The sequence below is a fragment of the Longimicrobiales bacterium genome, from assembly GCA_028823235.1.
Classification (GTDB): Bacteria; Gemmatimonadota; Gemmatimonadetes; order Longimicrobiales; family Gaopeijiaceae; genus UBA2589.
Genome location: JAPKBW010000032.1, coordinates 1 through 17,682, shown reverse-complemented (window position 1 = coordinate 17,682; position 17,682 = coordinate 1). Strand labels below are relative to the sequence as shown.

At 61.5% G+C, this 17,682-nt stretch carries 15 protein-coding genes, 2 tRNA genes and 1 rRNA gene; 8 read left to right on the top strand and 10 right to left on the bottom strand.

Translation table 11 applies throughout. The annotated features are described in order from the left end of the window. A 16S ribosomal RNA gene (locus OSA81_12595) occupies nt 1-398 on the bottom strand; the annotation flags it as partial. Between the two features lie 406 nt (nt 399-804). Further along, nucleotides 805-878 (bottom strand) — tRNA-His (locus tag OSA81_12590). A gap of 263 nt (nt 879-1,141) precedes the next feature. On the opposite strand from OSA81_12590, the gene OSA81_12585 reads away from it, so the two are divergent. Next, entirely contained in the window at nt 1,142-2,329 is a 1,188-nt protein-coding gene (locus OSA81_12585; GenBank protein MDE0899846.1) for an alpha/beta fold hydrolase, read from the top strand. A 387-nt stretch (nt 2,330-2,716) separates the two neighbouring features. Here OSA81_12585 and OSA81_12580 read toward each other — a convergent pair. Further along, a tRNA-Arg gene (locus tag OSA81_12580) sits at nt 2,717-2,790 on the bottom strand. Between the two features lie 267 nt (nt 2,791-3,057). Beyond that, complete coding sequence (locus tag OSA81_12575) at nt 3,058-3,561, bottom strand: hypothetical protein (GenBank protein ID MDE0899845.1); 504 nt, start codon at nt 3,559-3,561, stop codon at nt 3,058-3,060. A gap of 354 nt (nt 3,562-3,915) precedes the next feature. Here OSA81_12575 and OSA81_12570 point away from each other — a divergent pair, with 354 nt between their 5' ends. Genes OSA81_12570 through OSA81_12560 form a run of 3 tightly spaced genes read left to right on the top strand, consistent with a single transcriptional unit; the run spans nt 3,916 to nt 5,868 of the window. Beyond that, nucleotides 3,916-4,110: a hypothetical protein gene (locus OSA81_12570; protein MDE0899844.1), complete on the top strand. Its 195-nt coding sequence runs from the start codon at nt 3,916-3,918 to the stop codon at nt 4,108-4,110. Beyond that, a complete protein-coding gene (locus OSA81_12565; protein MDE0899843.1) occupies nt 4,107-5,459 on the top strand; it encodes a hypothetical protein in 1,353 nt (450 codons plus the stop codon). Before OSA81_12570 ends, OSA81_12565 begins: the two co-directional genes overlap by 4 nt. A 13-nt stretch (nt 5,460-5,472) precedes the next feature. After that, nucleotides 5,473-5,868, top strand: coding sequence for an NUDIX domain-containing protein (locus tag OSA81_12560; GenBank protein ID MDE0899842.1), 396 nt, complete (start codon nt 5,473-5,475; stop codon nt 5,866-5,868). Here OSA81_12560 and OSA81_12555 read toward each other — a convergent pair. The 4 genes from OSA81_12555 to OSA81_12540 are packed head-to-tail and all read right to left on the bottom strand — an operon-like array spanning nt 5,855 to nt 9,402. After that, nucleotides 5,855-7,390: an RsmB/NOP family class I SAM-dependent RNA methyltransferase gene (locus tag OSA81_12555; protein ID MDE0899841.1), complete on the bottom strand. Its 1,536-nt coding sequence runs from the start codon at nt 7,388-7,390 to the stop codon at nt 5,855-5,857. The genes OSA81_12560 and OSA81_12555 overlap by 14 nt on opposite strands. 36 nt (nt 7,391-7,426) lie before the next feature. After that, nucleotides 7,427-7,822 (bottom strand): co-chaperone GroES family protein, encoded by a 396-nt coding sequence (locus OSA81_12550; protein MDE0899840.1) that lies wholly within the window; start codon nt 7,820-7,822, stop codon nt 7,427-7,429. 60 nt (nt 7,823-7,882) lie between these two features. Then, nucleotides 7,883-9,190 (bottom strand): hypothetical protein, encoded by a 1,308-nt coding sequence (locus tag OSA81_12545; GenBank protein MDE0899839.1) that lies wholly within the window; start codon nt 9,188-9,190, stop codon nt 7,883-7,885. Then, nucleotides 9,187-9,402: a hypothetical protein gene (locus tag OSA81_12540; GenBank protein ID MDE0899838.1), complete on the bottom strand. Its 216-nt coding sequence runs from the start codon at nt 9,400-9,402 to the stop codon at nt 9,187-9,189. Before OSA81_12540 ends, OSA81_12545 begins: the two co-directional genes overlap by 4 nt. 584 nt (nt 9,403-9,986) lie before the next feature. On the opposite strand from OSA81_12540, the gene OSA81_12535 reads away from it, so the two are divergent. The 3 genes from OSA81_12535 (at nt 9,987) to OSA81_12525 (ending at nt 13,753) form a co-directional block, all read left to right on the top strand. Then, nucleotides 9,987-11,645: a gamma-glutamyltransferase gene (locus OSA81_12535; GenBank protein ID MDE0899837.1), complete on the top strand. Its 1,659-nt coding sequence runs from the start codon at nt 9,987-9,989 to the stop codon at nt 11,643-11,645. A 639-nt stretch (nt 11,646-12,284) separates the two neighbouring features. After that, nucleotides 12,285-12,425, top strand: a complete 141-nt coding sequence (locus OSA81_12530; GenBank protein MDE0899836.1) for a hypothetical protein — start codon at nt 12,285-12,287, stop codon at nt 12,423-12,425. A 152-nt stretch (nt 12,426-12,577) separates the two neighbouring features. Then, nucleotides 12,578-13,753: a hypothetical protein gene (locus OSA81_12525; protein MDE0899835.1), complete on the top strand. Its 1,176-nt coding sequence runs from the start codon at nt 12,578-12,580 to the stop codon at nt 13,751-13,753. 16 nt (nt 13,754-13,769) lie between these two features. Here the strand turns inward: OSA81_12525 and OSA81_12520 are convergent, their stop codons facing one another. Then, entirely contained in the window at nt 13,770-14,384 is a 615-nt protein-coding gene (locus OSA81_12520; protein ID MDE0899834.1) for a cytochrome c, read from the bottom strand. Continuing rightward, the gene (soxC, locus tag OSA81_12515; protein MDE0899833.1) at nt 14,381-15,646 is read right to left on the bottom strand and encodes a sulfite dehydrogenase; all 1,266 of its coding nucleotides are present in this window, start codon (nt 15,644-15,646) and stop codon (nt 14,381-14,383) included. Before soxC ends, OSA81_12520 begins: the two co-directional genes overlap by 4 nt. A gap of 151 nt (nt 15,647-15,797) precedes the next feature. Here soxC and OSA81_12510 point away from each other — a divergent pair, with 151 nt between their 5' ends. Next, the gene (locus OSA81_12510) at nt 15,798-17,399 is read left to right on the top strand and encodes a tetratricopeptide repeat protein (protein ID MDE0899832.1); all 1,602 of its coding nucleotides are present in this window, start codon (nt 15,798-15,800) and stop codon (nt 17,397-17,399) included. The last annotated feature ends 283 nt before the right edge of the window (nt 17,400-17,682 follow it).

The window sequence follows — 17,682 nt, the reverse complement described above, 5'->3', positions numbered from 1 at the left end:
TTTCGCCCATTGCGCAATATTCCCCACTGCTGCCTCCCGTAGGAGTCTGGGCCGTATCTCAGTCCCAATGTGACGGATCATCCTCTCAGATCCGCTACGCGTCGTAGTCTTGGTAGGCCATTACCCCACCAACAAACTGATACGTCGCGACCCCCTCCATGGGCGAGAGCATGCAAGCAGAGGCCCTCTTTGATCACACAACCATGCGGAAGTGTGACATCATGCGGTATTAGCCCAGTTTTCACCGGGTTGTCCCTCACCCTTGGACAGGTTGGTCACGTGTTACTCACCCGTTCGCCACTCGGGTCACCGGAGCAAGCTCCGGGCCCTCGTTCGACTTGCATGTGTTAAGCACGCCGCCAGCGTTCATCCTGAGCCAGGATCAAACTCTCCATTGAGAAATAGCTTGATAAATAGCTCTAAAAATCGAACGCGACCTGTACTATGTGTTGTCTTTGTACTTGATCGAGCATTCGGAATCTTCGTTGTTTTGACCTGATCAACCCGAAGGTCGAACTCGATAGGACGAAGCGCCTATCGATTCAGGCCCGCTCAATACACTCAAAACCTCGATTTTCAAAAAACTTGTGTGGCTCAGCCGAGGGCCCCAACGCCGCCGAAGCGACTATTTGGTGAACCCTTTTCGAGCAAAACGCAGCGCTCGGCGGTAATTCAGCCGTTTGCTGCGAGCCAAAAGTATACCAAGGGCCCCGAAGGGGGTCAACACCTCGCCGAGAATTCTTTTTCATCCCCTTGGCATGCTGCCCCGACCTGTTGGAAACCCTTTTGTTACAGGCTTTCCAGGGTGGACGACCGGAATTGAACCGGCGACCTCCGGAACCACAATCCGGCGCTCTAACCAACTGAGCTACGCCCACCAAAGAACCTTCAAGGTCGTCCATCTTACTGACCACGAAGGCAAAGCACTCAGTCGTTTCCGCCTGAGCCGGAAAATCTAGTAAAAGCCATGGTGGCGGTAAAGCCGGATCTGGCCTTCGTTGAGTGGCCAAGAGGTCGGGCGCAAGTCGATCGGGCCCCGAGGCTTCTGGTACTGTTTAAGGTCCTGAGAACGATATACCATCCCGGCTCAAACTCGGATCACCGCGGCATGCGCCTGGTCCAACCCCTGGGAGTCCGCCTGATGTCGACAGAACGCGTTGAATTCTCCAGCTCAACGGGGGCGCGTCTCTCCGCCCAGGTAGAGCGGCCTAGCTCGGGCACTCCACGGGGATGGGCCCTTTTCGCGCACTGTTTCACCTGCTCCAATAATTTACAAGCGGCGGTAGAGATCACACGCGCCCTGTCGAAGGTTGGGATCGGGGTGCTCCGCTTTGACTTCACCGGTCTGGGGGAAAGCGAAGGCGACTTCGCTGACACGAACCCCTCGTCCAACGTCGACGACATCCTAGCAGCGACGCGGTACATGGAAGCGGAGCTCGAGGCGCCCTCACTTCTCGTAGGCCATTCCCTTGGGGGTACCGCGATTCTGCAGGTGGCGAGCGCCTTGGACTCCGTTCGCGCTGTCGCCACCATTGGCGCTCCGGCCGACTCGAAGCACGTGCTTGATCACGTCGTGTCCTCGAGGGAAGAGATCGAAGCTGTCGGAGAGGCAACCGTAGAGGTCGGCGGACGACCGTTCAGGATCAATAAGCAGTTTCTTAATGATCTTAAGGCGACGCGTATGGACAGCACGGTCGCGGGCCTAGAACGCGCTTTGTTGATTTTCCATTCACCTATTGATGAAGTGGTCGGGATCGACAATGCGGCGCACCTGTACCAAGTGGCCCGACACCCCAAAAGTTTCGTGTCGCTCGACACAGCCGACCACCTGCTGTCGGACCCCGAAGACTCTCGCTATGTCGCCGGACTTCTTTCGGCCTGGGCAGACCGATATCTGGACAAGTCCGGGGAGGACCTGAGTGACCTCGTAGAGAAAGACCGCGCAGTGACCCGCACGGAGCGGGGCACCTTCTTCACGGATGTTGTGATCCGGAAACACCGGCTCGCTGCAGACGAACCCAAGAGTTTTGGTGGAGAAGACCTGGGGCCGAACCCGTACGAATTTCTTCTAGCCGGGCTCGGATCGTGCACGTCGATGACGCTTCAGATGTACGCTGGTCGGAAGGGGTGGCCCCTTGATCAGGCCATCGTTCGGCTATGCCATCGGCGCCTTCCCGCGCCGCAGCTGGATACCGTGGACCGAGAGATCGAACTCGTTGGCAACTTGAACGATGAACAACGGGAACGTCTCATGGAGATTGCAGATCGCTGCCCCGTGCATCGCACCCTGGAGGCAGGCGTGAACATTCGGTCGAAGATGCTTGAGTGAAACGAAGCGCTTGTATGTGATTCCAAGCTGTCAGCCTCATCGCTCTCGCCGCATGCAGCGAGAGTGGCGTAGGCCTGCCCGAGATACCGAAGCCTGATCGTCGCCGTGACCGCAGATAGCGAACACACGCGTACCCTCGATCAGGAGGACACTACCTACCGCTAGGCCAGCTCGGCCTGGGCGACACTAGGACGCGTCCACTCCTGCGTCCTCGACATGGCGGGTCAGGTCTACTGCGGGGGGAGCCAGCGAGCTAGGGGGCAGACGATGGTGATTGGGCGTCACGAACCAATCCCCTTTAGCGGCAGACTCGACTTCGACCGGACAAGTGCAGAAGCGCACAACCCAGCGATCCGCATCCGGCTTCGATGTACTCAACGACATGAACGCGCCTGGTAGGACTCGAACCTACGACATTCGGCTTAGAAGGCCGATGCTCTATCCAACTGAGCTACAGGCGCAAAGCGACTCTCGGCGAGTCGCGCAACAAGCTATGAACGGCAGGGCCTGCGCTCAACGCGCAGACCCATTCTCCTGCAGGCTGCGTGCAGCCGTAAGTCGCCCGACGCTACCTCGTCATCTGCTCCGTGGGCTCTAACGAGTGGAGCCAGGCATACCTTGGGAGCCTCGTCGATAACGTCGTGAAATCTTGAGCCCGCAGAGTACCGGTCGCCGTGACCACGGAAGATCACCGCACCGACGCATTGCCCTGAGCAGAGTACCGGCGTCTAACTGAGGCGGAGTGACGCCTCGAGCGTGATCGCCTTGTACACGTAGACCGACTCAATGCCGAGGGGTCCGATGTCCACCGAGACCAACAGACCGGCGAAAGGCAGCACCGGAGTGTAATTGGCGAGTGTGAACAATCGCTCATCGTACCCGGTAACTAGGCCGACTCGATAGCCGACACCCACGTCGACCAGTCCTATGCTGGCGGTGCCCCAGTATCGTTCTAGGGCGCCAATGAAACCTCGATTACCATATGAGTTTACGAAGGTCACTGCGTAGTACTGCCCCACCGCGAGACCGAACCCGGAGGTCCAATCCAGCTCGGGAAACTGGGGCTCGAAAGGGTGCATGCCCCAGCCACCAAGAATCGCCCGAGATCGTTCTGAAGGCACTCCCAGGATGCCGGGGCCATCGCGATCGGATTGTGCCGAGTCCTGAGCCAATGCCGGCGAGCACACTCCAACCGCCGCCGCGAGGACCAGCCCGGTCCATCGGCACGACACCGCGGGACTCCTCCGTCGCAAAATTCTGCTAGGCATCCCACTGAGTCTACCCGCAGTTGTCCTCGGAACGAACGTTCTGGACGGCCTGACCGTCTCGGTTGCTCTCAATGTGTCGATGCATACCATTTTACGCAGTGTGTTCCACAAACAGAAGCCGGACTGGACGCTGACGGTGCTGTCGAGCGCCGCCGCAAGTAACAGACTAGCCTTGCTAGGTGTGCGGCAACCGTCTCCCGGCGGGCCAACCTATGAAGAACTGTCAGAAGAGTCGCTCCACTGTTGGTCCGAAGGTCAGAGGTGGTCATAGCTTCCAAGTGCTGGCGGAAGCCTTCGGGGACCCCCAAGCTGGCACGCATGCATCTGCGAACCCTGTTCATCGCCGGCGCGGTCGGCTACTTCGGCGTCGAAGATCACTCTGACTATCCTCGCCCGACGGACGACTTCGAGTGCGTCGATGCTGGCGAGTACGTCGCCATAGTTCGAACCATTATCGCGACCCTACTCGCGGCCGACTCACAGACCCTCCCCCAAAGAAAAGACACACCATGAGCGAGTCACCGCGAATGCGCATCCCTCATCCGCTCGCGCTGCTGACGGGTTGTGTGCTCCTCGCCGCCGCGGCGAGCTATGTACTCCCGGCCGGCCAATTCGACCGACGCGACGACCCTGTGACCGGGCGTACGCTGGTCGTCCCCGGGTCGTATCAGGCGGTGGAGGCTGATCCGGTCAATTTGTTCGAGGCAATGGTCGCTCTCCCGAAAGGGATGCTCGCAGCGGGAGAGGTGATCTTCCTCATCTTCCTGATCGGCGGAGCGTTCACCGTCGTTGACGAAACGGGGACGCTGAGGCGAGCGATCCCTTCGCTGGTCCGCTCAATGAAGGGCCGAGACCTACTCATCGTGCCTGTGGTCTCGTTCTTCTTCGCGATGGGCGGCGTCGTCCAGAACCTGCAAGAAGAGATCATTCCGCTGATCCCAGTACTGATGATTCTCGTCTCCCGCATGGGCTTCAAACCGCTGGTGGCGGTCGCGATGAGTGCTGGCGCTGCGTTCGTCGGATCGGCGTTCAGTCCGATCAATCCCTTTCAGGTCCAGATCGCTCAGAAAGCAGCCGAGGTCGCCCCCACGTCAGGTGCTCTATTCCGGATCGCCTTTCTGATCCTGGCTCTCGTCTTCTGGATCGGCATGACGATGCGCTACGCGGCCGCGACTCGTGGGACACCGGAAGACTTCGGAGAAGACTTGGGCTCATCCATGACTGGACGGGACAGCGTGATTCTGGGGATGGTCGCGGGCACCTTCGGCCTCATGGTCGTCGGGCTGCAGCAGTGGGGATGGGACTTCAATGAGATGTCCGCCACCTTCTTCATAATGGGCGTCCTCGTAGGAGGAGTCGCCCGAATGGGCGTTCAGGGAACGGCGGAAGCATACGTAAAGGGCTTCCACGCCATGGCCTACGCGGCCCTCCTGATCGGATTCGCTCGCGCCATTTCGATCGTACTGGAAGAGGGACTGGTCATCGACACCATCGTCAACGGGATGTTTTCACCGCTGGAGAGCCTGCCCAAACTGGCTTCTGCCCTCGGGATGATGGTGGGACAGGCCCTCCTCCATGTGCCCGTGCCGAGCGTCAGTGGGCAGGCGGTGCTGACCATGCCAATCCTGGTGCCGCTCGCTGACCTACTTGGTCTGTCCAGACAAGTCATCGTTCTCGCCTATCAGTACGGTGCGGGCTTATGCGATCTCATCACGCCAACGAACGGGGCACTCATGGCGATCCTCGCCGCGGCGGGCGTTCGCTACGAAGAATGGATGAAATTCACGGTACCCCTCTACCTTGGACTCGTCGCGCTCGGCGCCGTTTCGATTGCAACGGCGATCGCCATCAACCTTCAATGACCCCGCTGACTCAGTGAGACCGATCCAAGTGGTCGCGGCCGTCATCGAGCGGGGCGGGAGATTGCTTCTAGGACTGCGTCCGGCCGAGAAGCGGCACGGGGGCCTCTGGGAGTTCCCGGGCGGCAAGCTCGACGGTGCGGAAACCGCAGCCGAGGCCGCTCATCGGGAGCTCAAAGAGGAGCTCTCGGTAGTGGTCACCGCGGTCGGAGAACGACTCACGACGATTCGGGAAGAGGGATCCCCCTTCGTGATCGAATTCTACCCGGTCGTGGTAGAGGGGGAGCCCAAAGCGATCGAGCACAAAGAGGTCCGGTGGTTCTCGCTGGATGAACTGAGTGAGTACTCACTCGCTCCCGCTGACACCGCTTTCGCGACCTGGCTCGCGGCAGACCGACTCAGAGAAGTCTGAGCAGATCCGCGGCACGGGCCTTCGGGATCTCGCTCTTGAGTCCGTCACCCGTCACGGCCCCGCGCCCGATGACGTCACCCCGCCACGAGAGAGCGACGGGCCCACGCGCTTCGATGTCAGTCGGGATCGGCTGACGTTCCAGCACCGACTTCAAGGAAGCTGCGTCCAGGTCGATGACTCGATCGGTCACCGCGGTTCCCAGCCAACGGAGCAGATCGTTGGTGGGTCGGGGCCGTCCCTGGCTGTCGAAATCGATCGCGCGGAAGCCGACCGAGATCGGGCGCCAGGGCCCCGGTTCCCATACGTTCAAGGGCCACTCATTGAGCGTGTGCATCCATGCGCGTCCACCCCGCAGGATCCACCGGCGAACATCGGGTGCGGCAGGGACACCATATCGGGCGGCCAGATCTGCCATGCCGGAGTCCAACAACTCGACGTCGCGCTCCTCCAGACTCGCCGCGTCCGACTCGGGGCCGTCGATATTGGGAGGCCGCACCTCCTCGTCCGGGAACCTAGTCGGAACCGCCCCCCAGCCAGAAGATGACCCCTCATCGCCATCATCGAGGCGACGAAGACGCGCAAGGAAGAGGCCGCCGGAGTCGAAGTGGTGCGGGTAGATCCGGGCCGCGCCTTCGACACGAGGGTCGAACTTTTTCCCATCCCATGAGGTAACACCGCGTGCGTGAGGCACCGGCAACTCCAGTGGCTCTAGCTCGATCGGCAGTCGTCCCAGTGCTTCGCTGACGACGGCCTCGTTCTCCTCGGGAGAGAAGGTGCAGGTCACGTACAGAATCGTTCCACCCGGACGGGTCAACCGAACTGCCTTTTCGAGTAGGCTCCGTTGAGCCGCGGTGACGTATCCGAGAAACGAGCTCGATTGATTGGGCGCCTGGCCACCGCTTCGGCGTAGCGTGCCTTCTCCGGAACACGGGGCATCCAAGAGCACGTGGTCAAACAAAGCTCCCTCAGGAAACTCCCGGCCATCGCCCGCCACGACCAAAATGTTCGGATGCCCGAGCCGGTACACGTTGCCGAGAAGCCCTCGGATGCGGGGCTCACTGATCTCGCCAGCGACGAGGCACCCCCTGTCACCCATCAACTCGGCGAGGTGCGTCGTTTTCCCACCGGGAGCCGAGCACATATCAAGGACCCGCTGCCCGGGCGACACACCGACCTCAGGAGCCGCGACACCCGTGGATGCTTGCTGGATGTAAATGAGACCCAGCCAGTGCTCCAGGGTCTGGGAGATCGCTCGAGGAGCCTGCTCGACCTGATGAAAGCTGGGCAACCCGGTCAACGGGCGCGTTACGAAGCCCTGCTCCGCCAGTCGCTCGAGAAGCACCGCTTCGGAAACCTGCCCGGCGCGGATCCGAAATACGGTTGGCTCCGGTCGACCGGCCGCTTCGGAAAACGCTTCCCATTCCGCGATGATTGGACGGTATCTATCAAGGTCTACCGTACGGTCTTGGGGCCGCTTCTGTCCGCGGCCGCGGCGTCCACCTCCGCCAGGTCTGCGTGCCATCCTACGATACCTTCGGGGAAAGAATCAGCGGGCCGATCAGAACGACGGGAGGATCTCTTCGCCTTCCTCTTCTTCGCGAACCAGCGTCAGTATCGCCGCCTGTGGAACAACCAGATAACGCTCACGCTCGAACGTGATCTCTACCGCCGCCCGGCGAAAGAAGATGGCATAGTCGCCGTGGCGTGCTTGAAGGGGCACATATCGCGGCTCCCCAACAGTGCCGCCAATTTTCCATGGCTCCTCGTCCAGTTCCGTGGGAGCGGCAACCGCGTTCCCAGGACCTGTCGCCAATACCTTGCCACCCTGGACTGCCTGAGTATCCACGGCGGTCTGCGGAAGGTAGAGCCCGACCTTAGTCCGGTCCTCACCCTCTTCGGGCTGGATCAGCACACGATCACCGACGACGATAAGGCGTTTTCTCGGTTCCGACATGCCGGTCTCGAAAAGGTTCACTGCAGGACGACTGGTCGCCCGGGGACGAAAAATCTCGCGTTACAGCAGAATTCCCGCCACCGCGGCAGTAGCGAGCGAAGCGAGAAGACCGGCAAGCATCGACTTGAGCCCGAGACGGGCGAGGTCTTGGCGTCTGGACGGTGCGATCGCACCGATACCGGCGATGGTCATCGCAACGCTCCCGAAGTTGGCAAAGGTCGTGAGCGCGTAGATCCCGATCACTACAGACCGGGGATCGATCGCCTGACCGGACGCGAGTGTTCCGCTGAGCCGCGCGAACGCGACGAACTCGTTCAGCACGAAGTCCACGCCGATCATCTGGCCGATGAGTCCGGCGTCCGCCCACGGAATGCCGAGCATCCACGCCACGGGAGCGAGTAATCCGCCGAGAATCCGCTCCAACGTCAGGTCCGCGAATCCGGCCAGGGCTCCGACCCCGCCGATCACACCGTTCAGCATCGACACGAGCGCAATAAAGGCGATTAACATGGCCCCCACGACGAGGGCGAGGCGGAGCCCCTCCCCTGCGCCCCGCGCAGCCGCATCGATGACGTTCACATCGTCGCGCGCCACATCTTCGGTAAGGAGGCCGAGTGTGGTGGGCTCTTCCGTTTCCGGCACCAGAATCTTCGCCATGACGAACGCCGCTGGTGCCGACATGATCGAGGCCGCGATCAAGTGTCCCGCGGCATCAGGCTCGAAGGGCGAGAGCATGCCTGCGTAGGCCGCAAGCACACTACCCGAAATTGTAGCCAGCCCCGCCGTCATGATGGCCATCAACTCCGACTCAGTCATCCGCTCAATGTAGGGCTTCACCACCAACGGGGATTCCATCATACCGACGAAGATATTCGAGGCCGCACAGAGCGTTTCGGCCCCAGAGGTCTTCATCGTTCGCTGCATAACCCAGGCGACCGAGCGGACGACCCGCTGCATGATGCCGAGATGGTACAGCACCGTCATGAGAGACGAGATGAAGATGATGTTGGGCAGAATCCGGAAAGCGAAGAAAGCGCCGGATCTCGCGACTGTGTCTGGTGAGGTCACGAAACTGCCATTGACGTCGAGCGATCCTACTGGGACCTCGTTGCCGACCAGATTCCCGAAGACAAATCGTGCGCCCTCGGTCCCGTATCCTAGGACGGCGTGCACCACATGATTCAAGCCGTCAAACATGGCGACACCGAGCGGCGTGCGTAGCACGAGCAGCGCGAATGCGACCTGCAACCCTAGACCCCACCCCACCAGCTTCCACGAGATCTGGGTCCGCTTCGAGGATAGCGCCCAGGCCACGGCGATCAGGAGGCCGAGTCCGACAAGTGCCCGAAGGCGAGCTTCGATCATCATGAATCAAGTTCCCAGGTCAAGGCGTCCGCACCGCGGAGTCGTGCGCCCAGAACGCGACTAAGGGCGATCTGCACTTTGAGCGCGATCTCGGGCTCCTCTTCGGTAAGGCTCACATACGCCGCAAAAGGTAGTTCGAAAATCTCCAGAGCGGTCCGCGCGAAGATCGCTGCGGCTCCCCTGTCCCCGTCGAGAAGTGCCGGCTCCCCAATCATGGTGCCCTGCTGGAATCCAGCCAGGCGACGCCCCGGGTCGCCGGCAAGTATCGTGACGGGCGCGGTTCCGCGACTCAGGATAAATAGAGATCAGCCCGGGCTGAACAACTGAGTGAGCCGCGTGGCAAATGCCATCGATGTCGTAGCCCCTTCGGGCCCGCGATCATGTCCGGGGCGCTCCCAGGCAGCGCAGCCATCTGACCGGCAACGATCAAGCTGAGCATACCGACAACGATGCCCTGCCCTAAGTAATCCGATCCCAACAGCGAAAAGGTGAACACACTAGGCGCGATACTTCCCTTGATCGACACAACGGCGGATGGCTGTCCGCCCGTGAGATCACCGGGGGCGAATTGTAACGTGAGAACTTTCGGGGGCATTGCTACGGGGCTGGAGGGAGCGACAGCGCTATGCGGGTATAGGCGCCTAGCACTCTCAGGCGAGGGACCTCCCAAACAATAGTTTGGGCTACCTGCGACCTGATGCCCGAAACACCGTGCCGATGGCGGAGGTGGGCGTTAGACTGCCAGCAAACCACAATCGGCTGGCTTTATTTTCGACCCGCCTCTCTCTCGGTCTGGCTCATGATGCGCATCGCACGCACAGCACCCTGGCTCCTTACCCTCGCGTTCGTCGCCACCACACCCATGCTTCTCGGGGCTCAGGCGGTCCGCCAGAGCGGCCGCTCTGACGCAGGGATGGTTGCGGCATCTCACCCTCTGGCCACTGACGCCGGCGTGAGAATATTGGAGATGGGAGGAAACGCGGCTGACGCGGCCGTGGCCACCGCTTTTGCGATCGCAATTGTGGAACCGACGATGAACTCGATCGGTGGCCGGAATCAGATCCTGGTCCGGACCACCAATGGCGAAGTCCACGGCATCGACGGGACCACGCAAGCCCCCTGGGACTACGATCACGAGACGGCGCCTCAGGCGTCATTCGGGTACGCGGTCATCGGCATCCCTGGGGCGCTCGCAGGGCTCATCAAGTTGCACGAAGAGCACGGCTCGCTTTCCCTCGCTCAAGTAATGCAGCCGGCCATCAAATACGCCGAGGACGGCTTTCGAATTCTCCCCGGCGACGCTGCGCGGCAGGCCGGCGGTGCTGAACAGGCGCTCCAGTTCCCCGGGACCGCCGCTGCCTACTACAAAGGCGACGGTTCTCCCCACCGGGCAGGTGAGATTCTCCGGCAGCCCGACTACGCGGTGACCCTGCGCAAGATCATGGTCGGAGGTCACGACGTCTTCTATAAGGGAGAGATCGCGGACGCAATGGTCGCGGACTTCGCAGCCAACGGCGCAGTCATCGACAAGGCGGACCTCGAGCAATATGTCGCCGAGGACAGTCGCATCGTTCGCGGCACCTATCGCGGCTATGAGCTGATCGGAACGGATGTGCCCGCGGCTGGGGTCCTCTCGATCCAGGCGCTCCATATTATGGAGACCTTCGATCCCACCTCGATGACTGAGGCCGAGTGGTTCGCGATCGCAGGCCAGTCACTGCGGCTGGCGCAGCGCGAGCTCGCGGTATTGGGGACCGACGCCGAAGCAGCGCGAGCGACATCGAAAGATTATGCCGCAGAGCTCGCGCTCGAGATCGCGGCACCCGGGCATGCCTCCGCCACTGAATGGACGCCGATGCCAGAGCTGGAGGCGCGCGGGGACCTCTACGGCGGACACACTACGCACCTGTCGACCGCCGACGCCGACGGGATGGTGGTCTCGCTGACACAGACGCTCGGCCCGAACATGGGCTCAAAGGTCGTGACTCCGGGCCTCGGGTTCCTCTACGCATCAACCCTCGGCGGCTACCTGGGCACCATGACCCAGCCAGGTATGCGGGCTCGATCGAACATCAATCCGTTCATCGTCCTCAAAGACGGCGAGGTGGTGATGGTCCTCGGGGCGGCCGGTGGTGGGCTGATACCCCCGGCGGTTGTACACGCTATCACCCGTGTCATCGACTTCGGCATGGACCTCCCCTCCGCGCTCGGACAACCTCGCGTGGCCGCCGGCTTCGGTGGCGGGTTCAACGCGGAGACGTCCCCGGGCATTGGCTGGACCGATCGGGAAGTGGCTGAAATGCGAGCACTGGGAATCGACGTGAATCCACAGCCACGAGACGGCGCATTCGGCCGAGTGCACGGAATTCAGTTCGATGCCGCAAGCGGCACGTGGATCGGCGCCGCCGACCCGGATTGGGAAGGGACGGCCCGAGGCCCGGCCTCCAGAGGTCGCTAGTCGTGAAGAGAGCCGGGGATCCGGCAGAAGCGCGGCAAGCCGACGGGTGGCTCATGCCACGCATGGCCGACCGACCGACGTCCGGACCTGCAGGGCAATTGGACCAACGCGACGATGACACCGATCCCGAGACCCTAGGGCCAGCCCCCGGCTGAGGTCGCCGCGAGAGAGTGTGGTGTCAGAACCTGATCGAGGCATGGGCGCAACCGAGTGACCCGGACCGCGAGCCATCGCCCGTGGGTGGGGACGGATCGACCGGAGCCACGGGAAGAGTCAGTGAAATCGGAGGCGGCGGTGGATACGACGACTTCTTCATCGATGCTGGTGATCCGGTCCTAGTATGCAACGGCCAGTTCAGGAACTCGCTCATCGTGGACCCCACAAATGGTCGACGACCTGCATTCACGGAGGAGCGGCAGCACCGTGCTGTGGCGGACCGGGAGTTCCGGCGCTGGCTTGGGGCGTACGACAATCCTGAAAGCCGTCCGCTTGACGAGCGGTGCATCATAGAGTCCGGGTCAAATGCGGGACCAGCTCTGAATTTCAGATCCGCTTCGAAGTATTCTATTTCGAGTTTGAATTTTTCATTCCCTTGAGACCAATGATCACGGGGTCCCCGTCGAAGTCGAGATCTAATGCGTGCCCGAAATCAAGTTCGACGTCCTGGTCCCCGCTACGGCGAGCGACATCGACGCCGACGCAGCTCTCTCGATGGTCACATCGGAGACACGCACAGTTGGACTCTTCCCTCTGCAGATTGTGACGAGATTCACAGGTTAAGGTTGCGACCTGTGCCGGTGTCAAGCACAACGCTCGGGGCGTTGGGAACCCCTCGACCACAGAATCCGGTACCATTAGAGGGTCGCCGAGCAGAGGCCCTAGCCTATCGTGCGCCGACAACACCCCCCGAAACGACTTTCCGGAGTACACGCGTGCGCCTCACCCTTCCAGCCGCAACCATGCTGATCGCGGCGTTCCCATTAAGTGCCCAACTGGTTGAGGCTCCCGCGAACCTGGCCACTGTAGAGATCAATCGCTCTCGCCAGTGCGTCACAACGCTGGCCGAGATCGCAGTCATCGACGAGATCCTTCGGCCGATCGCGATCCAGTCCCAGCGCTTCACCACCATCGCGCGGGCTATCGCAATCGAAGACGCCAGCATCGTTCCCTCGCTCAACACGTCGGATCCGTTCGACTCTGCCATCGCGGACTGGTTCGCGACGGATGAACTGATGGCTCGCCGCTTTATCGAGACACAAGCGCCGGTGCTGCAGGAGCAGCGGACCACTGGCAGAGAGGCCATAAAGATCTTTCTTACGGACGCGGCCCTAGCCGTCCAGGCCCGAGCCGACTCCGTACTGGCGGAAAACGAAAATACAGTAACTCAAGCGGCTTCTTGCGACGGCGCCATCTTCGTTCGCCCGGCCGTGCTCGAGGCCTGTGAGACAGGCTCTGGAGAGATTTGTATCGCCGCCGCACAGCCGCCCGCAGCAACCGACCGGTTTCGCTTCGTAGACGCCCCGGAAAGTGTCTGGGACGTCCAAGAATTTCGGCCGTGGACAGATCCGACCACGATTCAGCTTGGCCCCACAGGCCAACTCGAGGGCGCGCGAACCGTAGCATTTACACGAGTTGGGAACGTCGTCGTCACAGTCGCTTTCTCACCCCTTCTCAGGGACGTTTCAGACGTCACACCGGCCGAGCGATTCAGCTTCGATCAGACGAATCAGGCGCTCGGACTCAGCTTCAATCACCCGAGTATCCTGTTCGCCCCGGGGTTTGCCATCCGGGCAGCGTTACCGGAGCCACTGGCGGGCGAAGACGAGTACGTGATCCACTTCGGGGACCCGACTGAGCCGGATGCGTTGTGGACCGGCCCTGCTTCCACGGGCTCACCCATGGAAGCATCCATTCCCTTGGAGGCCACACATGTGATCCGTCTGCGGGAGGGTCACCCCTTGAGCCTGACTGCTATGAGAGATGGGGAGTCGGAGTATTCGATACCGCTCTACAGCACGAATCAGGCGATCGCAATGCAGGCGCTCCTGTCCTACATGTCCAATCAGCTGTCCGTCGATTTGAACGAGTTCGTCAAACCGGTGGGGTAAGAAACTCTCGCTCTTCCTAGCGGACTGGGCCGATTCCGCCCACGCGATCGTCCACGACGAACTTGCCGCGGGCAGGCATCTCAACCGCGGGCAGGCTCTCCGCGTCCATGACCGCGTCCTCCGGAACGATCTCGTTCAAGAAGAGGAGGTACGCGATCACCCCGTAGACCTCATCATCCGTCAGGATGCCCGGAGTCAGCTGCGGCATCGCCTTCCGGATGTAGTCATACAGGGTGGTGGCATAGGGCCAATAGTTGCCGATCGTTCGAGTGGTCGGCGAGACGTCCCACTGCTCGCTGTCCACGAGCCTGTCATTGGGACCTTCCACACCGGTCGCTCCGTGACAGGCAACACACTGCGTCATGAACACAGTACGACCCTCCGTCACGGAACCGCTTCCCGGAGGTAGCCCCGCCCCGTCCGGTCGGACATCGATGTCCCACATCGCCACGCGAGCGGCAGACGCCTCGGTTCCAAAGCCGAACGTTGAGGGGGCGTGGGCCGGAAGTCCTTCTTCTGTGCCAAGGATCACGCTCGGATCCGGCGCTGCCCCGCCCATTTCCGTCCCACCGCTGCACCCGATGAGAAGAGTGGATGTGAGGACGACGAAAGCCGCGTTCGCCCCCCTCATACCATCTCTCCAAGTCCGAACGTGACTTCACCGGTACGAGCGATCTTCCAAGCGCGCTGGTGGTTCTGGTGGTAGGACGTGCGAGGCCCACGGGCCTCCCACAACTGTTCGACGGTCGGCTGCACGTAGCCCGTCTCATCGGTGGCGCGACTCAAGATCAACGTGTCGCTCCCGCTCCAATCGAAGAGATGGCGGAAACGCACGGTAGACTTGGACAGGATCGGGCCCTGCAGGGCAGCATCCACCCAGTTGCGTCCACCGTCGGTGCTGACTTCGACGCGCGTGATTCGTCCACGTCCGGACCATGCGAGACCTCTGAGCTCCCACCACCCCTGTTCCGGCAACACATAGGGATACGACGGGAAGGTGATGACGGATTTGGCATCCATCATCAGGCTAAACTGCCGCACCGTTCCGTCACCGAGCGGGTCCGTGTACTTGGAGGTCTCGTCACGTGTGTGTGTCGGCTGATCCGTGACTTCGATGCGTCGGAGCCATTTCACGCTCGTGTTGCCCTCGTAGCCGGGGTTGAAGAGACGGAGCGGATATCCCTGCTCAGGCCTGATTCGTTCACCGTTCTGTCCGTAGGCGAGCAACGAGTCGTCCATGACCTTGTCGAGAGGGACGCTGCGGGACATCACCGCCGCATCACCGCCCTCTGCCAGAATCCAGCTCGCGCCCCTTCGCACTCCAACTTCCCGCAGGATGGTCGACATCGGCACACCGGTCCACTCGCTGGTGCTTAGAAGGCCATCCATAGCCTGCACGGTCACCTCGGTCGGCATCCGAGTCTGGCTGTACACCCCGCCGCCGTTACCTGAGCACTCGAGGAAGTGAGTCCTTGAGACCTGCGGGTAACGCATGAGATCTGACATCCGAAACACCATCGGACGGTCGACCATGCCATGAACGAGCAACTCGTGGTTTTCGAGCTGAATGTCCGGGATGCCACCGTGATGCCGCTCAAAGTGCAGATCGGCCGGCGTGATGGTCCCCATCAAGTCCGCGAGGGGGGTCCGGGACGACGACGACAACGCTTCCGCACGGATGAGGCGCTCCGGCTGTTCGGCGGGCGCCCGCGAACCAACGCCCGAAACGAGCCGGCCGGGCACTTTCGTAGGGTCAGCCACCTGCGGAGGCGCCTCTTCGGCCACCAGTCTGATTGCATCGCTCTGGGTTCTCACGAGCCCGGCGGCAATCACACCCGAAGTCGTGGTAATCCAGGCTCGGCGGGACAGCTTCGAACGGTCGTCGCGTGGCATCCTCAAATCGTCCTTCAGAGGGTTCGGCGGAAACGGCACCTCAACCTGCGATATGGCTGGACCATCGGCTAGAGGCCCGCCCGGGTGGACGAGCGGACGGTCGCTCAGCAGATTCACCGCCGAACCACACATTCTGCTGGAGGCCTGAATCATGCGCCGAAGCTTTTTACTGCTCTTCTGTCTTGCACTCGTTGCGGTCGCCCCTGCGGCCGCTCAGGACGTTGAGCTTCCGGCGGGGTTCGATGAACCCATGCCGCTCCATCATGACGGCAAGGGTCTGGGTCCATTTTCCCGTGAGATAACCACATCGTCCCCCGAGGCGCAGCTGTACTTCGACCAGGGCATTCAATTGCTCTACGCCTTTACTCCGAACGACGCGGCACGCTCGTTTCGGGAAGCTTGGAAGGCCGACCCGAATTGCGCGATGTGCTACTTCGGTGAGGCTTGGGCCTGGGGCTCGTACCTTAACGGTCCGATGACTGCACCCGATGCTCCCAGAGCGTATGCCGCGATCCAGCGAGCCCTAGACGTCTCCGGTGACTACGCGACTGATGCTGAGCGTGCTCTCATCAAAGCGATGGCGGTCCGGTATGAGGAAGAGCATGACGTTGACCGGAGGCGCGAGCTCGATGAACTATGGGCACAGGAAATCAAGAAGACTTACGCACAGCATCCGACTGACCTCGACGCAGGCTTTCTTGCCGGTGAGTCGCTCATGCTTCTCCAGCCTCGCCGTGGGCGTTGGGATGTGAACAATCCGGAGGTGCAGGAAATTCACCGGGTGCTCGAATCCGTTCTTAATCAGGACATCACACATCCCGGTGCGTGCCACCTCTACATACACGCGACGGAGCCGACCGAGGCCCCGGGAATGGCAGAGGGTTGTGCAGACTATCTCGGGCAGTCGATCCCGGGGGCCAGCCACATTCAGCACATGCCGTCGCACACATACAACCGGATTGGTCGATGGGGCGATGCGGTGCGCGCCAACACGGATGCGTGGCATTCCGACATCAAGGCAGAATTCGGTGAGGGCTTTGCGATCTATCCGTCGCACAATCTGCACATGCTGTTGTTCTCCGCGTCGAACGACGGACAGGGATCCGTCGCGATCCAGGCTGGTAAGGACTACGGCGAGCTCATGGGTGGAGCGAATTTCTACGAAGCCCTAACCATGGTTCGCTTTGGCCGCTTCGATGACATCATCGCGCTCCGCAATCCGCCGGAGGGGGCAATTTTTCGAGGATTGTGGGACTTCGGCAAAGGCTACGCCCACTTACGTACCGGTGATGAAGGCACCGCGCGGTGGTACCTCCACCTCATCAAGACTGCGATCGAGGAGGACCCTGAAGATGCGTTCCGCGGGCACACCGCAACGCAACTGCTCGGTGTTGTCGGTTCGATCCTCGAGGGAGAAATTCTCCGCGCGAACGGTCAGCTCGACGAGGCAATCGAGGTCATGAAAGCCGGGGGAGAATTGGAGGACGGGCTTCGGTATGACGAGCCCGAGCCGCTGAATTTCTCCGTGCACCAGTGGCTTGGTGACGCACTCCATGAAGCGGGACGCTACGAGGAAGCCGCCAACACGTTCCAGCATGAGTTGTACAAGCATCCCCACAACGGGTGGTCGCTCTTCGGGCTGGAGCGGGCGCTGCGGGCTCAGGGCAAGGATGCCGAAGCGGACGAGGTGCACACACAGTTCCTCGACGCGTGGGCGCGCTCTGACACCTACATCCGGTCTCCGATCATGTAGTCAGTTCGATGAGGCGATCGAAGGTGGAAAAGAAAGTGGCGCCGCTCCCTCGGGGGCGGCGCCACTCTTCTTTGGAGATCAGACCAGCCGCGATCTCAGGTCGAGGTCTACTCCGAGCCAGCAGCGGCGACGATGACCGGCGTTCGCTGCGAGGCTCGATCCGGTCGCCGCCCTGCTTCCTTCGCCGTCTTGAGTGCGCCATGACCGAGGAAGGCGAAGATGAACGTCGCAACGAAGTACTTCACTTCCTGAAAGAGGCCAACTGCCAAAAGCGAAGCCTGCC